The 17,079-nt window shown below is 65.3% G+C and carries 21 protein-coding genes; 5 read left to right on the top strand and 16 right to left on the bottom strand.

Features of this window, described 5'->3' with window-relative positions; all coding sequences use genetic code 11:
* Positions 1-59: 59 nt before the first annotated feature.
* From STE01S_RS06700 to ccoN, 9 genes are read right to left on the bottom strand one after another with little or no spacing between them, the layout of a single operon-like run.
* Positions 60-287 carry a hypothetical protein gene (locus STE01S_RS06700; protein ID WP_062766164.1) on the bottom strand — a complete coding sequence of 76 codons (228 nt, stop codon included), beginning with the start codon at positions 285-287 and terminating at the stop codon, positions 60-62.
* Positions 284-439, bottom strand: a complete 156-nt coding sequence (ccoS, locus tag STE01S_RS06695) for a cbb3-type cytochrome oxidase assembly protein CcoS (RefSeq protein WP_058812252.1) — start codon at positions 437-439, stop codon at positions 284-286. Before ccoS ends, STE01S_RS06700 begins: the two co-directional genes overlap by 4 nt.
* Positions 436-2,559: a heavy metal translocating P-type ATPase gene (locus tag STE01S_RS06690; protein ID WP_062766161.1), complete on the bottom strand. Its 2,124-nt coding sequence runs from the start codon at positions 2,557-2,559 to the stop codon at positions 436-438. Before STE01S_RS06690 ends, ccoS begins: the two co-directional genes overlap by 4 nt.
* Positions 2,556-3,017 (bottom strand): FixH family protein, encoded by a 462-nt coding sequence (locus STE01S_RS06685; protein ID WP_062766158.1) that lies wholly within the window; start codon positions 3,015-3,017, stop codon positions 2,556-2,558. Before STE01S_RS06685 ends, STE01S_RS06690 begins: the two co-directional genes overlap by 4 nt.
* A complete protein-coding gene (gene ccoG / locus STE01S_RS06680; protein ID WP_062766155.1) occupies positions 3,014-4,486 on the bottom strand; it encodes a cytochrome c oxidase accessory protein CcoG in 1,473 nt (490 codons plus the stop codon). The genes STE01S_RS06685 and ccoG overlap by 4 nt, the downstream gene beginning before the upstream one ends.
* Positions 4,473-5,414, bottom strand: coding sequence for a cytochrome-c oxidase, cbb3-type subunit III (ccoP, locus tag STE01S_RS06675; protein ID WP_003041550.1), 942 nt, complete (start codon positions 5,412-5,414; stop codon positions 4,473-4,475). The genes ccoG and ccoP overlap by 14 nt, the downstream gene beginning before the upstream one ends.
* Complete coding sequence (locus tag STE01S_RS06670) at positions 5,401-5,565, bottom strand: cbb3-type cytochrome c oxidase subunit 3 (protein ID WP_003041548.1); 165 nt, start codon at positions 5,563-5,565, stop codon at positions 5,401-5,403. The genes ccoP and STE01S_RS06670 overlap by 14 nt, the downstream gene beginning before the upstream one ends.
* Positions 5,562-6,335 (bottom strand): cytochrome-c oxidase, cbb3-type subunit II, encoded by a 774-nt coding sequence (ccoO, locus tag STE01S_RS06665; RefSeq protein WP_003041545.1) that lies wholly within the window; start codon positions 6,333-6,335, stop codon positions 5,562-5,564. The genes STE01S_RS06670 and ccoO overlap by 4 nt, the downstream gene beginning before the upstream one ends.
* Before the next feature lie 14 nt (positions 6,336-6,349).
* Positions 6,350-8,008 (bottom strand): cytochrome-c oxidase, cbb3-type subunit I, encoded by a 1,659-nt coding sequence (ccoN, locus tag STE01S_RS06660; RefSeq protein WP_003041542.1) that lies wholly within the window; start codon positions 8,006-8,008, stop codon positions 6,350-6,352.
* A gap of 171 nt (positions 8,009-8,179) precedes the next feature.
* On the opposite strand from ccoN, the gene STE01S_RS06655 reads away from it, so the two are divergent.
* A complete protein-coding gene (locus STE01S_RS06655; protein WP_003041537.1) occupies positions 8,180-8,851 on the top strand; it encodes an OmpW/AlkL family protein in 672 nt (223 codons plus the stop codon).
* A gap of 69 nt (positions 8,852-8,920) precedes the next feature.
* On the opposite strand, the gene STE01S_RS06650 is transcribed toward STE01S_RS06655, so the two are convergent.
* Positions 8,921-9,613, bottom strand: a complete 693-nt coding sequence (locus tag STE01S_RS06650) for a Crp/Fnr family transcriptional regulator (protein ID WP_062766152.1) — start codon at positions 9,611-9,613, stop codon at positions 8,921-8,923.
* A gap of 181 nt (positions 9,614-9,794) precedes the next feature.
* On the opposite strand from STE01S_RS06650, the gene STE01S_RS06645 reads away from it, so the two are divergent.
* The 4 genes from STE01S_RS06645 to STE01S_RS06630 are packed head-to-tail and all read left to right on the top strand — an operon-like array spanning position 9,795 to position 11,669.
* Positions 9,795-10,274: a response regulator transcription factor gene (locus tag STE01S_RS06645; protein ID WP_255265897.1), complete on the top strand. Its 480-nt coding sequence runs from the start codon at positions 9,795-9,797 to the stop codon at positions 10,272-10,274.
* A gap of 48 nt (positions 10,275-10,322) precedes the next feature.
* Positions 10,323-10,703, top strand: a complete 381-nt coding sequence (locus STE01S_RS06640) for a hypothetical protein (RefSeq protein WP_003041528.1) — start codon at positions 10,323-10,325, stop codon at positions 10,701-10,703.
* 27 nt (positions 10,704-10,730) lie between these two features.
* Positions 10,731-11,144 (top strand): hypothetical protein, encoded by a 414-nt coding sequence (locus STE01S_RS06635; RefSeq protein WP_003041525.1) that lies wholly within the window; start codon positions 10,731-10,733, stop codon positions 11,142-11,144.
* A gap of 30 nt (positions 11,145-11,174) precedes the next feature.
* On the top strand, positions 11,175-11,669 hold the full coding sequence (locus tag STE01S_RS06630; RefSeq protein WP_062766146.1) for a MarR family winged helix-turn-helix transcriptional regulator: 495 nt from the start codon (positions 11,175-11,177) through the stop codon (positions 11,667-11,669).
* A 54-nt stretch (positions 11,670-11,723) separates the two neighbouring features.
* On the opposite strand, the gene STE01S_RS06625 is transcribed toward STE01S_RS06630, so the two are convergent.
* The 6 genes from STE01S_RS06625 to STE01S_RS06600 form a co-directional block, all read right to left on the bottom strand.
* A complete protein-coding gene (locus STE01S_RS06625; protein WP_062766143.1) occupies positions 11,724-12,470 on the bottom strand; it encodes a sigma-70 family RNA polymerase sigma factor in 747 nt (248 codons plus the stop codon).
* The gene (gene flhA / locus STE01S_RS06620; RefSeq protein ID WP_058812245.1) at positions 12,460-14,580 is read right to left on the bottom strand and encodes a flagellar biosynthesis protein FlhA; all 2,121 of its coding nucleotides are present in this window, start codon (positions 14,578-14,580) and stop codon (positions 12,460-12,462) included. Before flhA ends, STE01S_RS06625 begins: the two co-directional genes overlap by 11 nt.
* The gene (locus STE01S_RS06615; RefSeq protein ID WP_003041511.1) at positions 14,577-15,398 is read right to left on the bottom strand and encodes a transglycosylase SLT domain-containing protein; all 822 of its coding nucleotides are present in this window, start codon (positions 15,396-15,398) and stop codon (positions 14,577-14,579) included. Before STE01S_RS06615 ends, flhA begins: the two co-directional genes overlap by 4 nt.
* A gap of 78 nt (positions 15,399-15,476) precedes the next feature.
* Complete coding sequence (locus tag STE01S_RS06610) at positions 15,477-15,782, bottom strand: hypothetical protein (RefSeq protein ID WP_058812243.1); 306 nt, start codon at positions 15,780-15,782, stop codon at positions 15,477-15,479.
* Positions 15,782-16,087, bottom strand: coding sequence for a flagellar biosynthesis anti-sigma factor FlgM (gene flgM, locus STE01S_RS06605; RefSeq protein ID WP_003041503.1), 306 nt, complete (start codon positions 16,085-16,087; stop codon positions 15,782-15,784). The genes STE01S_RS06610 and flgM overlap by 1 nt, the downstream gene beginning before the upstream one ends.
* A gap of 171 nt (positions 16,088-16,258) precedes the next feature.
* Entirely contained in the window at positions 16,259-16,765 is a 507-nt protein-coding gene (locus STE01S_RS06600) for a flagella basal body P-ring formation protein FlgA (RefSeq protein ID WP_062766140.1), read from the bottom strand.
* Positions 16,766-17,079 lie beyond the last annotated feature (314 nt).

Here is a 17,079-nt window from a genome sequence, read left to right as displayed (position 1 = left end):
GGTCCTACGGGCAGCCGGTCTTTGCCGCATTGACCAAGGTCAAAGCGGCGGCGGCCATGTCAGCAACAACCCTTTTTGTCGTCGGTCGGCTTGCTGCGCCGCTCGGTCACGGCATGGCAGGGCTTCGAACAGAGGTGGTCGCCGGGCTTGTCCGGGGCGCCGGGAATGACGAGCAGATGCGTCCCGCCGCCGCATGCGGGAAGCAGCAAGATCTGCGCATCGCTGGCAAGCGGCGCGAAGGCGAGTCCGGTGGCGGCGGCGAGCGAGGCGAGCGGGCGCAGGATCATGGCGCGGCATCCTCTTCATCCTCGACGAAGATGCGCAAGGCCGCGCCGTCGAGATCGTCGAACTGGCCGTGGCGCAGCGACCAGAAGAAAGCCGCAAGACCGAGCAGTCCCAGCCCGAGCGCGATCGGGATCAGGAAAAGCAGGCCGTTCACCGGATCGCCGCCTTCAGGCGCAGCGCGTTGCCCACCACGATCAGCGACGAACCCGACATCGCGATGGCCGCGATCAACGGGGTTACGTGGCCGAAGATGGCGAGCGGCACCGCGATGATATTATAGCCGATGGCGAGCGCGAAATTCTGCTTCACGATCCGCTGCGTCCGGCGCGCCATGCGCACCGTCTGCACCACCGGCGTCAGCCGGTCGCCGAGGAAGATGCAGTCGGCGGCATTCTTGCCCGCGTCGCTTGCCGATCCCGGCGCCATAGAGGCATGACCGGCGGCCAGCGCCGGGCCGTCGTTGAGGCCGTCGCCGATCATCAGCACCCGGTGTCCGGCGCCCGCATGGCGGGCGATCGCGGCGAGCTTGTCCTGCGGCGTCATGCCGGTCTGGGCGGTGATGCCGAGTTCGCGGGCGACGGGTGCCACCGCCTCGGCCCGATCGCCCGACAGGATCGTCGCGTCGATTCCCTCGGCCGCCAGCGCGTCGATTGCGGCGCGCGCGTCGGGACGAAGCTGATCGGCGAAGTGGAGCGTCGCCAGCGGATCGCCGTCGATGGCGAGTTCGGTGGCCAGCCCGGTGCCCGCCGCCGGGCTTTGCGGGCGGCCGAGCGTGACCTTGTGACCATGCCAGTCCGCCGCGACCCCGAAGCCTGGCGTTTCCCGTATAGTCTGGACCGCTTCGGGTACCACGCCGAGCGCCGACAGACCGCGCGTCAGCGCTTCGCTGAGCGGGTGGCGACTGGCCTGCGCCAACGCGAGGAGCAGCGGGCGATGGGCGGGATCGACGGCGTCGAGGTCGGTGGCGACCGGCCGGCCGAGCGTCAGCGTCCCCGTCTTGTCGATCAGCGCCCGGTCGACCTCGGCCATGCGTTCGAGCGCCGAGCCGTCCTTGATCAGCACACCGACCCGCATCAGCGCCCCCGCTGCGACGATCTGCGCCGCCGGAACCGCAAGGCCGAGTGCGCAGGGGCAGGTGATGATGAGCACCGCGACCGCGATCAGGAGGCTATGATGCCAGCCTGCGCCCGCGATCATCCAGCCCGTGAATGCGAGCAGCGCGAGCGTGTGGACCGCGGGCGCATAGAAGCGTGCGGCGCGATCGGCGATGCGGACATAGCGCGACTTGCCCTGCGCCGCCTCGCCCATCAGTCGTGCGATATCCGCGATGGCGGTGTCGGCGCCCGCGGCGGTGATGCGGACGCGGATCGGCGCATCGAGGTTGAGTGTGCCCGCGTGGACATGGTCGTCGACATGCACCGCCTGCGGCGCGCTTTCGCCGGTGAGCAGCGACAGGTCGATCTGGCTCGACCCCGCGACGATCACCCCGTCGGCGGCGAGCCGTTCGCCGGCGGCGACCAGCATCACCATGCCCGGCTGAAGCGCGGTCGCATCGACCCAATGGCCGCTGCCTTCGCCGCGCAGCACCGTCGCGCCGGTGCCCATGTTGCGGAGCAGAGCGGTAACGCCGCCGCGGGCGCGGTCGCGCATCACGCTGTCGAGCCAGCGTCCGCAGAGCAGGAAGAAGAGGAGCATGACGACGCCGTCGAAATAGGCGTGCTGGCCGTGCGTTGCGGTTTCGTAGACGCTGAGCGCGCTGGTGATGACGACGCCGATGCTGATCGGCACGTCCATATTGGTCCCGCCGTGGCGCAGCGCGCGCCATGCCGAGCGGAAGAAGGGGCGCCCCGAATAGGCGACGGTCGGCAGCGCGATCGCCGCCGACAGCCAGTGAAACAGGTCGCGTGTCGCGCCCTCGGCGCCCGACCAGACCGATACCGACAGCAGCATGACGTTCATCATCGCGAAGCCCGCGACGGCCACCGCACGCAGCAATTCGCGGCTGCTCGCCGCTTCGGGATCGCCTTCGCCGGGGGCGTCGCCGATCGGATGCGCCTCGAACCCAAGCAGCGCGAAGGCGCCAACCAGATCGGGCGTCTCGGCGTCGGGGGTGCAGGCGATATGGACGCGCTTTTCGGTGAAGTTCACGCGCGCCGAAGCGATGCGCCGGTCGCAGACCAGCCCTTGTTCAAGCTTCGAGATGCAGCCCGCGCAGCGGATATCGGGAACCGCGAAGTCGCGCTCGACCAGTGGCGAGGCGGTGGCAACGCTCATTGCAGATCGATCTGGTAGCGGGCCTCGTCGGCGCCGTGCCGGACCGAAAGGTCGAGCCGCCAGCGGCCTGCCGGCACCGTTTCGCGCGAGATCAGGCGGCCGTCCGCTGCCGGCGCGAAATGCACCGCGCGCGCCGGCAACTGGCCGAGCGGGTGGCTGAGCGTCGCGGTCGTCGCCAGCCCGTCGAGCGGCTTGCCCTGACTGCGGACGGCGAGTTCGATGTGGCGGTCGGCATCGAGCGTGGCGCTCTTGTCCCAGCCCAGCCGGTCCTGCGCGGCGGCGCGGGCGAGCCATTCGTTGTAGTGCTGGCTCGCGATATAGCTGTTTTCGACCACCGTGCCGCCGAAGGTCGAGAGGGCAAAGCGCGCCATGACGATGTTCACGGTGATGACGACCGCGAAGAAGGCGACGAGGATCGTCGTCATGTGCCAACCGGTAAAGCGGCGCGCCTTGCTCATTGTCCGGGCTCCTGATTGTCGGCCGGCGGCCGGTCGAACTGGATGGTTTCGCTGTCGCCGCGCGGATCGCCGTCGAGGCCGCGCGTCGCGATGGTGAAATCCTGCCGCGCCGCGCCCGCGGCGGGGGCGGCGACGAACAGCTTGACGCGGGTGACGCTGTCGGGTGCGAGCGTCAGCGTGATCCGCTGTGCCGCCTTGTCGCGCGAGCCCTCCTCGGTCCACAGCGCCGCATCCTTGAGCCCGCTGACCGTAACCTCGACCGCGCGCGGGCGCGTTTCCATGTTGCGCAGCTTGAGCGTGTAATTGTTGCGGATATGGCCGTCCGAAAGCTGGACGTAGAGCGGGCTGCGCTCGTGCTGGACGGCGAGGTCGAGCCGCGTGCGCTGGCCCAGCGTGAACAGCATGGCGGCGCCGATCGCGCACCAGATCGAAAAATAGATGATCGTACGCGGGCGAAACAGCGTCTTGCGCACGGGGCGCGCCGTGCCGCCGGCCTTTTCCGCCGCGACATCCTCGAGCGTGCAATAGTCGATCAGGCCGCGCGGACGGCCGACCTGCGCCATCACCCCGTCGCAGGCGTCGATGCACAGCGCGCAGGTGATGCAGCCGATCTGCGGCCCTTCGCGGATGTCGATGCCGGTGGGGCAGACCGCAACGCATTGGTTGCAATCGATGCAGTCGCCGAAGGCGCCGGGGTGCGCCATCGCCTTCTTGGTGCTGCCGCGCGGTTCGCCGCGCCACTCGCGATAGGTCACGAGCAGCGACTTTTCGTCCATCATCGCGGTCTGGATACGCGGCCAGGGGCACATGTAGATGCACACCTGTTCGCGCATGAAGCCGCCGAGGACGAAGGTCGTCGCGGTCAGCACCGCAACGGTGCCATAGGCGACTGGCGCTGCCTGGCCGGTCCAGAAGTCATGCGTCAGCGTCGGCGCATCGGCGAAATACATGATCCATGCGCCGCCGGTCCAGAAGGCGATGGTCAGGTAAATCGCATATTTGAGTGCGCGCTTGCCGATCTTCTCGGCGGTCCACGGCCCCTGCGCGAGACGGATCTGCGCGTTGCGATCGCCATCGACCAGCCGGTCGACATGCTGGAACAGGTCGGTCCATACGGTCTGCGGACAGGCATAGCCGCACCAGGCGCGGCCGACCGCGCTCGTCACCAGAAACAGGCCGATCCCCGCCATGATGAGCAGCCCGGCGACATAATAGAATTCGTGCGGCCAGATTTCGATCTGGAACATGTAGAAGCGCCGGTGCGCAAGATCGACGAGCACCGCCTGGTCGGGTGCATAGGGGCCGCGGTCCCAGCGGATCCACGGCGTCCCGTAATAGATCGCCAGCGTCACCGCCATGATCGCCCATTTCAGCCGGCGGAAGCGGCCGTCCACCCGCTTGGGATAGACGGCCTTCCGGGCGGCGTAGAGCGACGTCTTGCCGCCGGTCAGATCGTCAGGGCTGGCCATCGGCTCCCTGTCCTTCCGGGGCGGCTGCGGCGACCGCCGCGGGCGCCGGTGCCTTTTCGCCGCCGCCCAGCGAATAGACATAGGCGGCGAGCATCTTGATCGTCACCGGGTCGAGCCGTTCGCCCCAGTGCGGCATCACGCCGTTGCGCGGCTGGTTGATCGTCGCGGTCAGGCTGGCGCGATCGCCGCCATAGAGCCAGATGGCGTCGGTCAGCTTGGGCGCGCCGACGCTGCGGCCGCCTTCCCCGCCCGCGCCGTGACAGACCGCGCAATTGGCCGAGAAGAGCGCCGCGCCGCGCGCCGACGAGGCGCTGGGCTTTTCCTGACGGCTGATGACGCGCACATGGCTGACCAGATCGTCGATCTGCCTGGCGTCGAGGATGCCGTCGCGGCCGAAAGCGGGCATCTGGCTGATCCGCGTCGTCTTCACGTCGGGATTCCGGATGCCGTTGGTGATCGTATAGTGGATCGCGGCGAGGTCGCCGCCCCACAGCCAGTCGTCGTCGGTCAGATTGGGATAGAGCTTCTTTACACCGGCACCGCCGGCGCCATGGCATTGGACGCAATGGACGCGGAACGCCGCGCCCCCGCCCTGGATCGCCGCCTGCATCAGTTGCGGTCGGGCGGGTAGTTCGGCGATCGGGGTGGCGGCGATCGCATTGACGATCGGCGCCCGCCGCTGCGCCTCGGCGGCGAGTTCCTTTTCGAGCTGGCCGCGGCTGCTCCAGCCGAGTGTGCCCTCGGTCGCGCTGCGGATCATCGGCCAGGCGGGATAGAGGATCACATAGACGATCCCCCAGATGATCGTCGCATAGAGTGACCACAGCCACCACCGCGGCATCGGCGTATCGAGTTCCTCGATGCCATCCCATTCGTGACCGGAGGTGGCTGTGCCCGTCACTTCGTCGATGCGCTTATCTTCGGCCATTGTCGTCTTCCTTGAAGATCATGTTCGCTGCTTCGTCATGGTGGCGGGCGGCTCCCTTGCGGAACGGCCAGGCGATGAAGAGGAGGAACATCGCCACCATGACGATCAAGCCCCAGCTATCGGCGAAATGCCGTATCTCGTCATAGGTCATCGCGCTTTCTCCTGCGCGATGTCGGCGGCGTGCGCCTGTTCCTGCGGCGCCGCCTTGTCGACGTCGACGAGCGTTCCGAGCATCTGGAGGTAGGCGATCAGCGCGTCCATTTCGGTAAGACGCGCGGGATCGCCGTCGAAATCGCGGACCTGTGCCTTGGGATAGCGTTTCTGGAGATCGGCGGCCGACGCGGGATCGACCTGTGCCTTCAAATCCTCGTTGGCCTTGGCGATATCCTCCTTGGTATAGGGAACGCCGACGCGATAGAGCGCGGTCAGGTCGTTGCGCAGATCGTCGGTCCGAAGGTCGTTTTCGGCAAGGAAGGCATAGGGCGGCATGATCGATTCGGGCACGACGCTGCGCGGATCGATCAAGTGCGCGCGATGCCATTCGTCCGAATAGCGGCCGCCGACGCGCGCCAGGTCGGGGCCGGTGCGTTTCGACCCCCATTGGAAGGGATGGTCGTACATGCTTTCCGCCGCCAGGCTGTAGTGGCCATAGCGTTCGACCTCGTCGCGGAAGGGTCGGATCATCTGGCTGTGACAAAGGTAGCAGCCCTCGCGGATATAGATGTTGCGGCCGGCGAGTTCGAGCGGAGTATAGGGCCGCATGCCGTCGACCTTTTCGACGGTATTGTCGATCCAGAACAGCGGCGCGATCTCGACGATGCCGCCGATCGCCACGGCGACGAGCGAAAAAAAGCCAAGCAGGGTGATATTGCGTTCGAGCTTCTTGTGGCTGAAGCGCTTTTCGGTGGATTGGGTGGCCATGGCCTGGAGGCTCCTTATTCGGCGGGAACGGGCGCCAGCGGGCGGTCCGCGGCGGCGTTATAGGGGGTCTCGGTCATCGGCTTCTCTTCGCGGACCTTGCCAGCAATCGTCGCCCAGACGTTGACGATCAGCAGGACAAAGCCGGCGAGATACATCGCCCCGCCGGCAGCGCGGATCAGATACATCGGGTGCATCGCCGCGACGGTTTCGGCAAAGCTGTAGACGAGGTAGCCGTCGGCGCCATATTCGCGCCACATCAGACCCTGCATGATCCCGGCGACCCACATCGAGGCGGCGTAGAAGACGATCCCCAGTGTCGCGAGCCAGAAGTGCCAGTTGACCATGCGCAGCGAATAGAGGCGCGGCCGTCCCCACAGGCGCGGCACCAGATAATAGACTGCGGCAAAGGTGATCATGCCGTTCCAGCCCAGCGCGCCGGCATGGACGTGCGCGATCGTCCATTCTGTATAATGGCTGAGCGAGTTGACCGCCTTGATCGAGAGCATCGGCCCCTCGAAGGTCGCCATGCCATAGAAGGCGAGGGCGATCACCATCATGCGGATGATCGGATCGGTGCGGATCTTGTCCCATGCGCCGTTCAGCGTCATCAGCCCGTTGATCATGCCGCCCCAACTCGGCATCCACAGCACAACCGAAAAGACCATGCCCAGCGTCTGCGCCCAATCGGGCAGCGCGGTATAGTGCAGATGGTGCGGACCCGCCCAGATATAGAGGAAGATCAGCGACCAGAAGTGGATGATCGACAGGCGATAGCTGTAGATCGGCCGTTCGGCCTGCTTGGGGACGAAATAATACATCATCGCAAGGAAGGGTACGGTCAGGAAGAAGGCGACCGCATTGTGCCCGTACCACCATTGCGTCAGCGCATCCTGCACCCCCGCGAAAGCCGAATAGCTTTTTGACCCGAAGATCGTTGCCGGCACCGACAGATTGTTGACGATGTGGAGCATCGCGATGGTGATGATGAAGCTGAGGTAAAACCAGTTGGCGACATAGATATGCGGCTCGCGGCGTTTGACGATCGTGCCGACGAACACGACAAAATAGACGACCCATACGATGGTCAGCCACAGATCGACATACCATTCGGGTTCGGCATATTCGCGCGCTTCGGTGACGCCCATCAGATAGCCGGTGGCTGCGAGCACCAGAAAAAGCTGATAGCCCCAGAAGACGAAGCGGGCGGCGCCCGGAAAGGCGAGCCGCGCGCGGCAGGTGCGCTGGACGACATAGAAGCTGGTCGCGATCAGCGCATTGCCGCCGAAAGCAAAAACCACGCCCGAGGTGTGCAGCGGGCGCAGCCGTCCGAAGGTCGTATATTCAAACCCCAGGTTAAGCGCGGGATAGGCAAGCTGGAGCGCGATATAAAGGCCCGCGATAAGACCCGCGGCGCCCCAGAAGATCGTCGCGATCACCCCCCAGCGGATCGGGTCGTCGTCATAGACGCCTTCGTCCGCGGGCATTTTCAATATGCCGCGCGCGATGCCGTCGAAATCGGCGCGCGAGACGGTGGCCCACAGGACGGCGAGGCAGGCGACCGCGACGATCCCCATATGCACCGCAAAGGGCGCATCGACCGCGAGCGCCGCCATCACGAGCGCGAGAAGGGCGAGGCCCAGCCAGCCGCCCGCTTTCAATACCACACCGTCCATAATGCTTGTCCCTGCTTGGCGCGGTCCCTTCGACCGCACGGCTGGGAACCGCTCATGGACGGGGACGGTGGCCAAAACATTGACCAGGATCAAGCAATTTTTTGCGTTCCATCAATGCGCGGTGCGGCGGGCAAGCGCAGGGAGGCGCTCGTCAACGCAAGGAGTCACGACATGAAGACGCATTATCTCTCCCTCGCCGCTCTGGCCGCTGCGATGGTGGTTCCGGGCCAGGCCCAGGCCAAGGCCGGGGACGTTCAGGTGAAGCTGCTCGCGACCCTCGTCGCGCCCGACGGCAAGATCACCGACGTGAAATATGACGGCCTCAGCCTGCCGGCCGGGACGCAGAGCAAGGCGAACGACAATGTCACGCCGACGATCGCGGTCGAATATTTCGTCACCGACAATGTCTCGCTCGAAACCATTGCCGGCGTGACCCAGCACGACGTCGATGGCGCCGGGGCGCTGGCGGGTGCCGAGCTGGTGTCCGACGTCAAGATCATCCCCGCGACGCTGACGCTGAAATATCATTTCGGCCGCGACGGCGGGATTCAGCCCTATGTCGGCGCCGGCCCGAGCTATTTCTTCTTCATCGACGAAAAGCCGGGCGTGACGACGCGCGGACTGGGCGCGACGCGGCAGAAGATCAACGACAAGTTCGGCGCCGCGGTGCAGGCCGGGATCGATATTCCCGTGAATGACAAGGGGCTGGCGGTCTCGTTCGATGCGAAGCGCTATTTCCTGCGTCCGACCGCGACCTGGTATGCGGGTACGACCGAAGTGCTGCAGACCAAGCACAAGCTCGACCCGTGGGTGATCAGCGCGGGGGTGGCGTTCCGCTTCTGAAGCGGCGCGCGGCGCTGATCGGCGACATGTCCCCGCCGGGTGGTGGGGGTGTGTCGCCGACGCCGCCGGCTATCCCGCCATCGCTTCCATCGCGTCGCGATCGGTAATCACGATCTCGCGGCGCGAGGGGAGGTCTAGAAGACCGTCGGAGCGCATCCGGGTGAGCTGACGGCTCGTCGTTTCGATCGTCAGCCCCAATATGTCGGCGATTTGCTGGCGTCCGAAGGGTAACTCGAAACCGTTACGCGTGCCGCCGACCTGGCATCCCTGCCCCGAAAGCCGTTCGGACATTTCGAGGAGGAAGGAGGCGACCTTTTCCGACGCCGATTTGCGACCGAGCAGCATCATCCAGTGCCGCGCCCGGTCGAGTTCGTCGAGCGTGCGGCGCAAGAGCTTCTGTTGCAGGTCGGGATGGCTGCCCGCAAATTCGTCGAAGGCGTTGCGGTTGAAGATGCAGACTTCGGCATCGGTCATCGCGGTGACGCTGTACGGGCTTTCCTTGCCGAACGGGCGGCCGATGAAATCCGATGGAAAGACGATGCCGACGATCTGCTCGCGCCCGTCGGCGGTCGCGACGACCAGTTTGAGCACGCCTTCGAGGACATTGGCGACCACCGGTGCGTCGTCGCCTTCCCAGAGCAGCGTCTGGCCCGCCTTGACACGCTGCTTGCGCCCCATCTTGCCGAGCAGCAACAGCTCCTCGGGATTGAGGCTCGCACAGATCGCGCGGTTCCGCACGACGCAGGATGCACAGTCGGTCACGCCGTTCGCCTAGCCGAATGCGCGGCATTTGGAAATAGCGAGAGCTTCCGCTCTGGCGGCATGAAGCGGCGCCGCGGAACCCCGGAAATTCGCGTCTCGGACGCTCCGGTGACGAAGGATGATACGCCTATCGCGCCCCTCGTAACTTGATTTCGAATCATGATCCTCTATGCCCTTGTGCGTGCAGGGTGACCCAGACAATTACATCAGTCTCCTTTCGGCCGCGCAAATCGAAACGCTGCGGCTGGTTTTTGAGCACAAAAATTCCAAAGAGATTGCTCGCATTATGGATGTATCCCCGCACACGGTCGATGAGCGTGTGCGGCGCGCTTTGAAAAAACTCAATGCATCCAACAGGATAGAGGCTGCGACGATTTTAGCACGTAACGGTGTATTCGACCAAGTTACTCCCTATCAGCCATTGAGATATCAATTGATCAGCCTAGGCGACGAGGCGCCCGCCGATGAAGCCGGTGTGGGGCGCAGTTCGGTCCGGCGGCTTTTTGATATCGGTTCGCCATTTCCTACCGCGTCCCAGTCGGCCAACCGGCACGGGTTGATGGAAAGGATTATCTGGCCAATCCTGATCGCATTTGCGACCATTTTGGCTTTTTCCGCCCTCTATTCGATCCTTGTCGGTCTTGGTCGTGTGTTGACCTGAATGCTGCGGGGGGGATTCCGTCGGCATTCGTATACAAGGACCAGGATTATGCTGAATGAACGCATGTCTGCCGCCAAGAAGATCGCCTCGGACCTCCATCAGGCCGAAGATGCGATCGACGATACGATGATCAGCATCGCGCGCCTCGCCGCGACGCTGCCCACCGCACGGCGCGATACCAATATGTCGGCGATCGTCGGCCAGGAAGCGATGGCAAAGGTTGCGCAGGCGCTTGCCGCGGCCGGCGAAGTCCGTCAGCTGCTGACCGACGCGCATCTCGCGCTCAGCGTCACGCAAAAGCAGGTCGGTCTCGGCACGCGCATGTTCGGTGCGGGCGTCAAGCCGCCGGCGGCAACGCTGGTCGAGGACGGCAGCAACGATCACGGCGATGCCGCGGTGGCGCATCTGCCGCTCGCCAAAGCGTCGTAAGTTCAAGAGCGGGGGTGGACGAACCACATGTGGACCGTAGCGGGCTATTATGCGGTTCTGCTGACCACGGTGGCCGTCGCGATGTGGCGCGGCGGTCCCCTCGAGCGCTGGGCCGCCTATACGGCCCTGCTCGCGTCGGTGTGCACCACCCTCCTCGCACCCAATCCGGATTGGTCGCATATTGAATATAATATCTTTGCGATAGACTTGGTCGCGCTCGCGAGCTTTTGGTTCATCGCATTGAAAACGCAGCGTTTCTGGCCCTATTGGATCACCGGATGGCAGTTGATCGCCATTTTCGGCCATGTCCAGAAGCTGATGTTTTCGGAGATATTGGCGCGTCCGTACGCGCTGCTTTCAATGTATATCTCTTACCCGATCTTGTTCGTCATACTGTACGCATCGGGTTCGACCAGACGGAGGGGTGGTGTCGGTGTGTAGCGCCTGAAGGCGCACCAGGGGTCCCATCACATGCAGCAATTTTCCAACCAAGAAATTGCCGATCTGAAATCGCGTATCGACGAAATTCACGAGCTGCTCGCCGCGCGCGGCGGCGACGAGCCGGCGGTGCCGGCACGCGTCGAGCTCGAACCGAGCGGCGACGTGGCGGCGCCGCGGCTGGTCGACCAATTGTCGTTCAGCATCCAGGCCCGCCGTATGCGGCGCCATCATTTCGGCAGCGCGCAGATGTCGGGTCCGACGTGGGACATGATGCTCGATCTGATGCTCGCCAATGCCAATGGCCGCATCCTGAGCGCGAGCGATCTTGCCACCGGCGCCGGCGTGCCGCTGTCGTCGGGGCTGCGGATGATCGCCTCGCTCGAGGCGATGGGGCTCGTCAAGCGGTCGATCGACGAACGCGACCGCCGCCGGACCATCGTCCGCCTGACCGACGCGGGGACCGAGCGGATGGCCAGCTATTTCGAGAAGGTCGGCCTGGCGTTGCGGAGCAATCGCGCAGGTTGACCGGCGCGGCCGGATGCGGCTTCTGCTGGTCGCCGCCGCATCCGGCCGTTCGCGTCATTCGGTCATTTCCCGCATCATGCGGTCGATCCTGGCCATCGCGTCGCGCTTGATCTGGCAGACCCGCGCCGCGCTGACGTCGAGCGTCAGCCCGATCTCCTGCAGATTGAGCTCTTCGAAGAAATAGAGCTGCAGGACCATCTGTTCGCGGTCCGACAGGCGCCCGATGCAGGCGCGCAGCGCGTCGAGCATTCCTTCCTGTTCGAGCAGCTCGCCGGCGCCGAGCCGGTCGTCGGCGAACAGGAAATCGCCTTCGTTCATCATTTCGTCGAGCGAGGTCGAGCGGCCGTGCGTTGCGCTGCGTTCGAACTCGAAATATTCATCGGCGCTCATCCCCATCGCTTCGGCCATTTCGGCGGCGCCCGGCGCGCGCATCAGCTGTTGTTCGAGCGCGGCGCGCGTCGCCGCGAGCCGCTTGGCGGCCGCCATCGCGGCGCGGCCGACGTCGGCCTCGCGCCGCTGCTGGTCGATCATTGCGCCGCGAATGCGCGTCGATGCGTAGGTGGTAAAGGCGAAGCCGCGCTCTTCATAGGTACGGCTCGCTTCGATCAGCGCGATCAGCCCGACTTGGATCACATCCTCAAGATCGCTCGTCCGCGACACGCGCGAATGAACCTGCCAGGCGATCTTGCGCACGAGCGGCGCATGTTCGGCGATCAGCGCCTCGACATTCTCGCCATAGCCTTGCGGCCGCAGGGCGTGCGCGGTCTTTCCCGCAAATTGCTCGGCGGGCTCAATTTTCATGGGGCTCGTCCTTCTGATAGGCTTCTTCGCCGCTGGTCAGCCGCGGTTGATCGGCACCGATCGTCGCGACGATTTCGGTTGCCTTGGTCGCCGGGATTTCGAGGTAGGAGATCACCGCAACATCGGGGAATGTCGCGCGCACCAGCCGCGACAGCGCCGGGCGACAGATGGGGGAGGCGACGAGCGCGAAGCTACGCGTCTGGAGCAGCAGCGGCTCGACCGCCTGGCCGATCTGTTCGACGATCTTCATCGCCATGCCATGTTCGAACGGCCATTCGGCGCCCGGATTTGCGCGCACCGCCTGATTGAGCAGCACTTCGATATCGGGGGTGAAGGTCACGACAGGCAGCGGCATGCGGCTCGGCACGATCGTCTGGACGATCAGCGCGCCGATGCGCTGGCGCACCGCTTCGATCAGGTCGCCATCGCCAAGCTGCTGGCCGACGAGCGCCACCATAGCCTCCGCAATCTTGCGGAAGTCGCGCAGCGGCACGCGCTCGATGAGCAGCGCCTTGCACAGCGCGGCGACGCGCGGCAGCGCATAGCCCTGCGGGCTGAGGTTCGCCGCAAGCTGCGGATAATGGGTCTTGAGATTGTCGATCAGCGACTGGGCATCGTCGATGCCGAACAGTTCGGCGGCCGAAGCGATGATGCTGTTGTTGAGGTGCGTCGCGACGACCGTGGCGGGATCGACGACGGTATAGCCCGCCGCGATCGCGTCATTCTGCGCGCTTTTGGGAATCCACAGCGCGTCGAGGCCGAAGGTCGGATCCTTGCAGGGGCGGCCCGTCACCTTGGTCACCAGTTCGCCCGAATCGAGCGCGAGCATTTCGTTCGGGAAGACCTCGTCCTCGCCGACGATCACCCCGGCGATCGAGATGCGATAGACGTTGCCGGGCAGCGACAGGTCGTCGGCGACCTTCACCGGCGGCACGACGAAGCCGAGTTCCTTCGACAACTGGCGCCGGATACCGGTGATCCGAGTCATCAGCGGCGCGCCCTTGCGTTCGTCGACCAGGCTGACGAGCGCATAGCCGATTTCGAGCTGGCACGGGCCGATGTCGCTGACATCCGCCCACTCGATATGATGCGGGTCGGGCGCCGGGGCCGCGGGTTCGGGCTGGGCAGCGACTTCGGCCGCCGCGCGCCGGAGTTGCCAGCCGATGGTGAAGGCCAGCGCCGCAGCAGGCAGGATCAGCATCTGCGGCATTGCGGGGACAAGGCCGAGGATGAACAGGATACCGCCGACCGCCATCCATACATGAGGGGAGGCGAACTGGCTGCCGATCTGGCCCGACAGGTTGTGGGGCGACGACACGCGCGTGACGATGGCGGCGGCCGCGATCGAGAGCAGCAACGCCGGAATCTGGGCGACGAGCGCGTCGCCGATCGCCAGCGTGACATAGGTGCTGCCCGCCTGCGAGAAGGACAGGCCGTGGCTGAACATGCCCAGGATCAAGCCGCCGACGATATTGACGAACAGGATGAGCAGGCCGGCGACCGCGTCGCCCTTCACGAATTTCGACGCACCGTCCATCGAGCCGTAGAAATCGGCCTCGGTGGCGACTTCCTGACGCCGCGCCTTGGCTTCGTCGGGGGTCAGCAGGCCAGCGTTGAGATCGGCGTCGATCGCCATCTGCTTGCCGGGCAGGGCGTCGAGGGTGAAGCGCGCCGACACTTCGGACACGCGTCCCGCGCCCTTGGTGATGACGACAAGGTTGATGATCATCAGCACGCCGAAGACGAACAGGCCGACGACATAATCGCCCCCGATCAGCACCTGGCCGAACGCTTCGATCACATGGCCCGCCGCCGACGTGCCTTCATGGCCGTGGACCAGCACGACGCGCGTCGAGGCGACGTTGAGGGCGAGACGGAACAGCGTCGCGAGCAGCAAGACGGTCGGGAAAGCCGAGAAGTCGAGTGGCTTCGACGCCGACAGCGCGACCATCAGGATCGCGAGGCTGATCATGATATTGCCGATGAAGCTGATGTCGAGGATGATCGGAGTGACGGGGATCACCATCAGCGCGACGAGAATCAGCATCGCCGCGGGCAGTGCCGCGGCAGTCGCGAAGCGCGCCGCATTGCGGACGTCGAGCCCGGTCATGCGGTGCCTCCCGACAGCGAAGCGAGCCGCTGATAGGCACTGGCGGCAAAATCCATCGACAATTTCCTGGGCATGGGTTGAATATCCATCATCGGTAGCGGCGGCCGTCCGGCGGCTTCGCCCGAAAAACTGGTTGCGGCGCTGCGCCATGTCGAAACGGGCGCTGCCGCGGCGGGCAGCGGTGCGCCGCCACCGGCGTCGAGCTTGGCGCGGAACAGATCGCGGATCTCGCCGACGCTGCGCATGCTGCCGTCGGGGGTGTAAAAGATCGGACGGTTCGCCGCCGCGGCTTCGGGCAGCAGCGTGGCGCCCGGCTGGTCGGGGTTCGCGTCGAGCGCGGTCAGAAAGCGCGCGGCCCCGGCGCTGCCGAGGAAATGCGCGAGGTAGAGATCGACCGGTTCGGCGGTGCGGCCCATCCGGCTTTCGAGGAATTCGCGATTATCGGCGGTCAGCGCCGCCGCCATGTTCGATGCGGCAAAGGGATCGTCGCGTAGCGCCATGATCTGGTCGCGCAGCGCCGGATCGCTGACCGACAGGCGGCCCGCGCCATCGCGGCGGATCGCGTCGGCGGCCCAGGCGAGCCCGTGATTGGCGCCGTGGCGCTCGAGCGTCGCGAGCCAGGTCTGATTGGTGAACTGATAGAGGCCGCGCGCCGACGATGTTGCGGCCTTGGCGCCGGGATTGAAGCGGCTTTCGACGCGGGCGACATCGACCAGATAGTCGAAATCGACCCCCGTGCGCGCCGACGCCGTCTGCACCGCATCCATGACGGGTGCGGCGATCCGGTTCGCTGCCTGGGGGTTGTTGATTGCGTTCATTGCCTCTGTTCCGCTGTTTCAGCAGAAGAGAAGCAATCATCGTGCCATTTTCGGGAAAATCCCCGAAAATCTTGCTTATCAATAGGTTAAAGCGGGACCTCGCGGTTGCGTGCCGCGGATTGCATGGTTCATGTCAATCCTCTGACGCGTCCAGTTCTTCAGGACATTGATGCGGATCGCGGCCGCTTCGAGCTGGCCCAGCGTCTTGCCGATCAGCGCCCGGGCCTGCATTTCGCTGCCCGCCGGAACGCCGGCGCCGCGAAACAGGATGACCGCCGTTGCCAGATCCTCGGTCGCCGACACGATCGCCCCGGCATCATGGCCGTCGAGCGCGCCGACAAGCAGGTCGAGCTTGGCCTGCACCTCATGCATCTGTTCGATCATCACGAATTGCCGCCCGTGCTGTGGAAAAGTGCCATCGATTTGGCGATTGCCACGGGATCGACGCTATATTCGCCGCTGGCAATCGCGGCGCGCAGCGATGCGATACGGGCATAATCCACCGGCGGCTCCTGCGCGGCCATTTCGTTGGCAAGGCTGATCAGCCGCGCGACGGGCATCGCCGTCGGAGCGGGCTGGGCCGTCGCGCGCTGGTTCGCCGAAGCGGTCGAACCGCTTGCCGTCCTGCGCACGGGTGTCGCTCGCGTGACACCGCCGACCTGCAGGACGAGTTTGTCGTCACCTGCCATCTTTAGCCTCCATACATGCACCGTCGGAAAATCGACGGCACTGCTTCAGAGCCTTTAACGGCGAGTGGGGCGGCGCTTTAAGGGGCGGGTTGCCAAAAAATTAAAAAAAGAGGCCCGGCGGCGTCGAAAAATCGACAGCCACCGGGCCAGTGGGGCTTAACTATTTGAAAATCAGTCTTGAAGGCTTGCGCGCCCTGGACCGGTGACGGTGGCACTGATCATGTTTTTCGCGTCATTGCCGCGCAGGGCGATCGTTTCGCCGACGCGGCCGTCTTCGGTCGCGATGGCGTTGTAGCTTACCGAAAAGCTGTCGGTGTCGATCGAGACGCGGACATTGTCGCCGCGTCGGATGACCGGCGCGGCAGCCGGGGCGGAGCGGGCGAAGACCGCGGGGGTCGCCGCGCCGGCCTGCGCCGCCATCGGCACGCGCAAGCGCCAGCCAAGCGATTCGCAGCGCACCGCGAGCGTCTGGCTGTCGATCGCGGTGATCGATGCCTGTTCGGGGCAGCGCGCCAGCTTGATGCGCCGGTCGATCGGCGTCGCGGTGCGTCCCATCGCATTTGCGACCATCGCGGTCAGCGTGTCGATGGTCTGCCAATCCTCGGTCGCCTGCTGCGCGGTTGCGGCGGGCGCCATCGCGATGCCGGCGGCGAGGGCGGCGATCGTCCTGCGATACATGACCCAATCTCCTTTGCTGGTCCTTTGTCGCCGATCACGGTGCAGGATGCGTGCCAATCGCGGGCAACCGCCGAATTTGCGGCCTGCGCGCCGGTCGCCGTCAATCTTTTGACGAGCGCCTGGCGGGCGGGGCCTGCTCCCGCCGCCGCATTGCCCCAGAGCACTGAAAAACAAGCGATAATGCAATTTGGCACGGCGATTGCATCATGCCTTGGTGATTCATCGCGCCCCTGCGCCGGACCGCCGGCAGCGAGGCGGGGCGACGGATCGAAGCCCGCCACTTGATGGCGGCAAGCGAAGGCCCGCTACCGAAA

This window comes from Sphingopyxis terrae subsp. terrae NBRC 15098 (assembly GCF_001598815.1).
Classification (GTDB): Bacteria; Pseudomonadota; Alphaproteobacteria; order Sphingomonadales; family Sphingomonadaceae; genus Sphingopyxis; species Sphingopyxis terrae.
This window is presented reverse-complemented; position numbering and strand designations above follow the sequence as displayed.

What these genes read in the sequence shown, in the direction of transcription:
- STE01S_RS06635 (WP_003041525.1), top strand. Translation starts at nt 10,731, where the DNA reads ATGTGGACCGTAGCGGGCTATTATGCGGTTCTGCTGACCACGGTGGCC.
- ccoN (WP_003041542.1), bottom strand. Translation starts at nt 8,008, where the DNA reads ATGGACGGTGTGGTATTGAAAGCGGGCGGCTGGCTGGGCCTCGCCCTT.
- ccoP (WP_003041550.1), bottom strand. Translation starts at nt 5,414, where the DNA reads ATGGCCGAAGATAAGCGCATCGACGAAGTGACGGGCACAGCCACCTCC.
- STE01S_RS06630 (WP_062766146.1), top strand. Translation starts at nt 11,175, where the DNA reads ATGCAGCAATTTTCCAACCAAGAAATTGCCGATCTGAAATCGCGTATC.
- STE01S_RS06670 (WP_003041548.1), bottom strand. Translation starts at nt 5,565, where the DNA reads ATGACCTATGACGAGATACGGCATTTCGCCGATAGCTGGGGCTTGATC.
- STE01S_RS06690 (WP_062766161.1), bottom strand. Translation starts at nt 2,559, where the DNA reads ATGAGCGTTGCCACCGCCTCGCCACTGGTCGAGCGCGACTTCGCGGTT.
- flhA (WP_058812245.1), bottom strand. Translation starts at nt 14,580, where the DNA reads ATGACCGGGCTCGACGTCCGCAATGCGGCGCGCTTCGCGACTGCCGCG.
- STE01S_RS06615 (WP_003041511.1), bottom strand. Translation starts at nt 15,398, where the DNA reads ATGAACGCAATCAACAACCCCCAGGCAGCGAACCGGATCGCCGCACCC.
- ccoO (WP_003041545.1), bottom strand. Translation starts at nt 6,335, where the DNA reads ATGGCCACCCAATCCACCGAAAAGCGCTTCAGCCACAAGAAGCTCGAA.
- ccoG (WP_062766155.1), bottom strand. Translation starts at nt 4,486, where the DNA reads ATGGCCAGCCCTGACGATCTGACCGGCGGCAAGACGTCGCTCTACGCC.
- STE01S_RS06640 (WP_003041528.1), top strand. Translation starts at nt 10,323, where the DNA reads ATGCTGAATGAACGCATGTCTGCCGCCAAGAAGATCGCCTCGGACCTC.
- flgM (WP_003041503.1), bottom strand. Translation starts at nt 16,087, where the DNA reads ATGGCAGGTGACGACAAACTCGTCCTGCAGGTCGGCGGTGTCACGCGA.
- STE01S_RS06655 (WP_003041537.1), top strand. Translation starts at nt 8,180, where the DNA reads ATGAAGACGCATTATCTCTCCCTCGCCGCTCTGGCCGCTGCGATGGTG.
- STE01S_RS06700 (WP_062766164.1), bottom strand. Translation starts at nt 287, where the DNA reads ATGATCCTGCGCCCGCTCGCCTCGCTCGCCGCCGCCACCGGACTCGCC.
- STE01S_RS06625 (WP_062766143.1), bottom strand. Translation starts at nt 12,470, where the DNA reads ATGAAAATTGAGCCCGCCGAGCAATTTGCGGGAAAGACCGCGCACGCC.
- STE01S_RS06610 (WP_058812243.1), bottom strand. Translation starts at nt 15,782, where the DNA reads ATGATCGAACAGATGCATGAGGTGCAGGCCAAGCTCGACCTGCTTGTC.
- STE01S_RS06685 (WP_062766158.1), bottom strand. Translation starts at nt 3,017, where the DNA reads ATGAGCAAGGCGCGCCGCTTTACCGGTTGGCACATGACGACGATCCTC.
- STE01S_RS06600 (WP_062766140.1), bottom strand. Translation starts at nt 16,765, where the DNA reads ATGTATCGCAGGACGATCGCCGCCCTCGCCGCCGGCATCGCGATGGCG.